Source organism: Mesorhizobium sp. M2A.F.Ca.ET.042.01.1.1 (genome assembly GCF_003997405.1).
Lineage (GTDB): Bacteria > Pseudomonadota > Alphaproteobacteria > Rhizobiales > Rhizobiaceae > Mesorhizobium.
In genome coordinates this window covers 1-4,229 of the sequence record NZ_RZRX01000375.1, presented here as the reverse complement: position 1 = coordinate 4,229, position 4,229 = coordinate 1, and the positions used below count along the sequence as shown (strand labels likewise).

The following is a 4,229-nucleotide window of genomic DNA, read 5'->3' as shown; positions in this document are numbered from 1 at the left end:
CGCCCTGCCCGTCTAGCCCCTCAATCCTCATCCTCCACCACGAACGACAGCGCGATCAGGTCGTCGAGGTCGATGCCGCCATGGCCATTGTCCAGCACGTCCGCGACCTTCTGGAAGGCCAGCATGTCATCCATGCTGAGCTTGGCTGCTTTCAGCCTGTCCTGCAAACCCGCCACCCTGGTTTCCAATGTCGTGGTGAGCATGCTTGCCTCCTTTACTGTCCAACGCCGCGTTCCAGATGCCCGGCGTCAGGCACGAGAACATCCCCGGCCCGATAAGGGCTGAGCGCTTTGTCGTCAGTTCGCCCGCCACCTGGGGGCAAGTAGCGGGCGATCCAGCCACTGACGATGAAGGGACTGATTGCTCGTCAGCGCAGCCCTAATGAGATGGCCGGGCTTATGTTTCACGCGGGGGACCAATGCGCCGGCGCGCGGGACCTCAGTCCCCATCAGCGGAACCTAATGTTCCTCGCGCGCTTAAGCCGACATGAGCAGGCGCGGCATCGACTTCTTCGACAAATGGATGGCGGAGCATCTGCCGAATGTGCTGACGGATGATCCTGTCGCTGTGAGCGATCTTGTCGACGAGATGATCAAGGCGGCCGCGCGCGAAGGCATCGCGGCCAGCGAGATCGACGAGGAAGTCGACAGCGTCTTCGAGGTGATTTTCGAGGCGCTGCAACATCGCGAAGGCAGTCTTGGGGAGAGCGACCAGGCTGTCTTCGAATTGCTCTCAGGGCGGCTGGCGAGGGAAACCGGCATCACCCAGGAACAAGCCGGCGAGCTGATCGAGACGATCGGGACCGACTGGGATGCGCTGCTTCGCGAGGCGCATTTTGTGAAAGAGCAGGGCGAATGAGCGAGCGTGGCGCGGCGTTCTTTGGCCGCTGGATCACCGACAATGTGATGCGCGGCAAGGTCGGCGCGGACATCGTCTCGGTGGCCGAGCTGACGAGCAAGCTGTTCGCCGATGCCAAGGCAGCAGGTATTTCCGAGGAGGAGATCGAGGAGGAGATCGGAAGCGCATATGAAGCGATCCTGGCGGCGATAGTCGGCTCCGAGAAAACCGACGGAGCCTGAGCATCGCATGGCCGTCCGTGTCGCTTCCGGACGGAAAACCGCTCACACTTTTCCTGGATTTGCGCCAGACGCAGGCGCCGAACATTGGCGCTGGCCGTCAGGAACATTAGCGCGCCCTGAAGGTTCTCTCAGAGAAGTCCCTCGCATCCTGGGTTGGAGCCATGGCCGAGCTGGCATTTGCTTTCGTGTATTATTCCGGGCTGACCGGGCATGACGTGGTGGGCGCCGTGGTGTCCTTGATGGCGGGCCTGCTGCTCTACAACGTCATGCGCGAAGACCGGCCAACCCGGTAACCATCCGTCCGGGAGCGGCCCGGCCCGAAAGCGGGGGAACGCACGAGCCCCGCCTGGCTGGTGACGTTTGCAGGGCTCCGCGGGGGCGCGCGGACCGGCGAACCCAGCGATGGCGGAGGCCGCTCGCTCGCTATCCCCCAGCCAACCTCGGCAGCAGGAAAATCTCCGCCCCAGGCGGCAGTTCCTTCGACCACGTATCCCGATAAATCGTGCCATCAATCGCCACCGCGATGCCGCGGTCGATCCAGGGCTCGATGCCTGGACACTGTTCCGCCAGCTTGCGGAACAGTTCCCTGATGTCCTTGGCCTCGATCTCGTGCCTGGCCTTGCCTCCGGCGACGGCGCTGAGCGAACCCCAAAGGGTGACCTCAACCATCGTCGTTCAAGCTGCGTCGATATTCAGGTGAGGCCGGCCTGCGAATGACGGCTTCCTGCGCTTCCGGTGCTCACGTACTTCAAGTACGCTCCGCTCCGGTTCTCGAAAGCCATCATTCTCGGCTCGGTCTGACCTGAATCTCAACACACCTTGCCCTGCCTGGATACTCAGCCTTCCCGTTCCGCGTCGAGCGCCGCAAGAATGCGCGGCGGCGACATCGGGATGTGGGTCATGCGCACGCCGACGGCGTTCGACACCGCGTTGGCGATCGCCGCCAGCGGCGGCACGATCGAGGTTTCGCCAACGCCGCGCACGCCATAGGGGTGGTTGGGGTTGGGGATTTCCAGGATCTGCGTGTCGATCATCGGCAGGTCGGAGCAGACCGGGATGCGGTAGTCGAGGAAGCCCGCATTCTGCAGCCGCCCGTCCTTGCCGTAGATATACTCCTCGTTGAGCGCCCAGCCGATGCCTTGCGCCGCACCGCCCTGGTACTGGCCCTCGACATAGGTCGGGTGCACCGCCTTGCCGGCATCCTGCACCACCGTGTAGCGGATCACGCGGGTCGAACCGGTCTCGGGGTCGACCTCGACGTCGCAGATATGCGTGGCGAAGGAGACGCCCGCGCCGTCGGCCACCAGCTCGCTATGGCCGGCGATCGGCCCGCCGGTCTTGCCGGAAGCGGCAGCGATCTCCTTCAGCGACAGCGGCGACAGGTTGCCGTATTTCTCGCCCTTGGCGATGGCGTGGCCCTTTTCCCAATGGACGTCGTCCACGGGCACGTCCCACATCTGCGCGGCGCGCTCGCGCAGGATCTTGATCGCGTTGCGCGCGGCCGAGATCGTCGCCATCGAGGAGGAGAAGGTGCCGCGGCTGCCGTCGGTCATGTCGTTGTAGCCGAGCGAGGACGTGTCGGCGACGATCGCCTTCACGTGGCTGTAGTCGATGCCGAGCTCTTCCGCCGCCACCAGCGACAGCGAGGCGCGGGAGCCGCCGACATCCACCGTGCCCACGGCCAGCGACACCGAGCCGTCCATGCCGATGTTGAGGTCCGTGCAGGTCTGGCCGCCGAAATTGAACCAGAAGCCGCAGGCCATGCCGCGCCCCTGGTTTTCCTTGAGCGGCGCCTTCATGTGCGGATGCTGCTTCACCGCCTCCAGCGTCGGCCCGATGCCGATCGGCCCGTAGACCGGGCCGTAGGAGGCGCGGGTGCCCTCCTGCGCGGCGTTCTTGATGCGGAAGTCCACCGCATCCATGCCGATCTCCTTGGCGAGCTCGTCGACAGCGCTTTCCACGGCGAAGGCCGCCATCGGCGCCGAGGGCGCGCGATAGGCCGCCGTCTTCGGGCGGTTGACCAGCACCTCGTAGCCGACGGTCTTGACGTTCTCGAGCTTGTAGCAGGCGAAGGCCGTCATGGCGCCGATCTCGGCCCAGGAGCCGGCATAGGGGCCGGAGCTATAGCGCAGCGTCGCTTCCGCGGCAGTGATGGTGCCGTCCTTCTTGGCGCCGATCTTGACGTCGATCGAGGTGGCGCTGGTCGGGCCCGAGGCGCGAAAAACCTCGTCGCGGGTCATCACAAGCTTCACGGGACGGCCGGCCTTGCGGGAGAGGGCCAGCGCCACCGGCTCGGCCCACACATGGGTCTTGCCGCCGAAGCCGCCGCCGATCTCCGAGGACGTGACGCGCAGCTTCGAGGCTTCGAGCCCAAGCAGCTGGGCGCAATGCTGGCGGTAGACGAAATGGCCCTGCGTGCAGACCCAAAGGTCCGCAGTGCCGTCGGCATTGACGCTCGCCACGCAGGCATGCGGCTCGATATAGCCCTGATGCGTCTGCTCGGTCTTGAAGGAGCGCTCGACGACGAAGTCCGCCTCGGCGAAGCCCTTGTGGACATCGCCATGGCCGAACTGCGTGCGCTTGGTGACGTTGGAAGGCTTGGCCGGCTTTTCCTCGAGGCCTTCGGTGAAGACCTGGTCGTTGATCAGCGGCGCGTGGTGGTGCGCGGCCTCGTCGACATCGGTGACATGCGGCAGCACCTCATACTCGACCTCGATCAGCTTCAACGCCTGGCGGGCGATGCGGGCGTCGATCGCCGCCACGGCGGCAACCGCATGGCCGTCATAGAGCGCCTTCTTGCGCGCCATGCAATTGTCGAGGATGTCGTACATGGCGGCGTCGCCGTCGGTGAGGTCCGGCAGGTCCTTCGCCGTGATCACCGCCTTCACGCCGGCGAGCCTTTCCGCCTTGGAGGTGTCGATGCTCTTGATCACCGCATGCGCATGCGGGCTGCGCAGCACGCGGCCCACCAGCTGGCCGGCCATGTTGAAGTCGGCGCCATAGCGGGCGCGGCCGGTCACCTTGTCGATGCCGTCGGGGCGGATCGGGCGCGTGCCGACGGAAGCGAACTGGCGTCCTGAAAAGCGCGGATCGAAATTCATGGATCAGGCTCCCTTCATCACGTTCGCCGCATCCTGGACGGCGCGCACG

Annotated in this window: 6 protein-coding genes; 3 read left to right on the top strand and 3 right to left on the bottom strand. The window is 65.2% G+C overall.

The window, feature by feature from the left end:
* Positions 1-20: 20 nt before the first annotated feature.
* Positions 21-203 (bottom strand): hypothetical protein, encoded by a 183-nt coding sequence (locus tag EOA23_RS32055; RefSeq protein ID WP_126061590.1) that lies wholly within the window; start codon positions 201-203, stop codon positions 21-23.
* A 283-nt stretch (positions 204-486) separates the two neighbouring features.
* Between EOA23_RS32055 and EOA23_RS36735 the strand changes: the two genes are divergently transcribed.
* The 3 genes from EOA23_RS36735 (at position 487) to EOA23_RS37015 (ending at position 1,372) form a co-directional block, all read left to right on the top strand.
* Positions 487-858: a hypothetical protein gene (locus EOA23_RS36735; RefSeq protein WP_245474413.1), complete on the top strand. Its 372-nt coding sequence runs from the start codon at positions 487-489 to the stop codon at positions 856-858.
* On the top strand, positions 855-1,079 hold the full coding sequence (locus EOA23_RS32045) for a DUF768 domain-containing protein (RefSeq protein ID WP_127307033.1): 225 nt from the start codon (positions 855-857) through the stop codon (positions 1,077-1,079). The genes EOA23_RS36735 and EOA23_RS32045 overlap by 4 nt, the downstream gene beginning before the upstream one ends.
* A 161-nt stretch (positions 1,080-1,240) precedes the next feature.
* Entirely contained in the window at positions 1,241-1,372 is a 132-nt protein-coding gene (locus EOA23_RS37015; protein WP_281058777.1) for a hypothetical protein, read from the top strand.
* A 130-nt stretch (positions 1,373-1,502) separates the two neighbouring features.
* On the opposite strand, the gene EOA23_RS32040 is transcribed toward EOA23_RS37015, so the two are convergent.
* Together EOA23_RS32040 and EOA23_RS32035 are read right to left on the bottom strand one after the other, a co-directional pair.
* Positions 1,503-1,748: a MoaD/ThiS family protein gene (locus EOA23_RS32040; protein ID WP_127307032.1), complete on the bottom strand. Its 246-nt coding sequence runs from the start codon at positions 1,746-1,748 to the stop codon at positions 1,503-1,505.
* A gap of 167 nt (positions 1,749-1,915) precedes the next feature.
* The gene (locus EOA23_RS32035) at positions 1,916-4,180 is read right to left on the bottom strand and encodes a xanthine dehydrogenase family protein molybdopterin-binding subunit (protein WP_127307031.1); all 2,265 of its coding nucleotides are present in this window, start codon (positions 4,178-4,180) and stop codon (positions 1,916-1,918) included.
* Positions 4,181-4,229 lie beyond the last annotated feature (49 nt).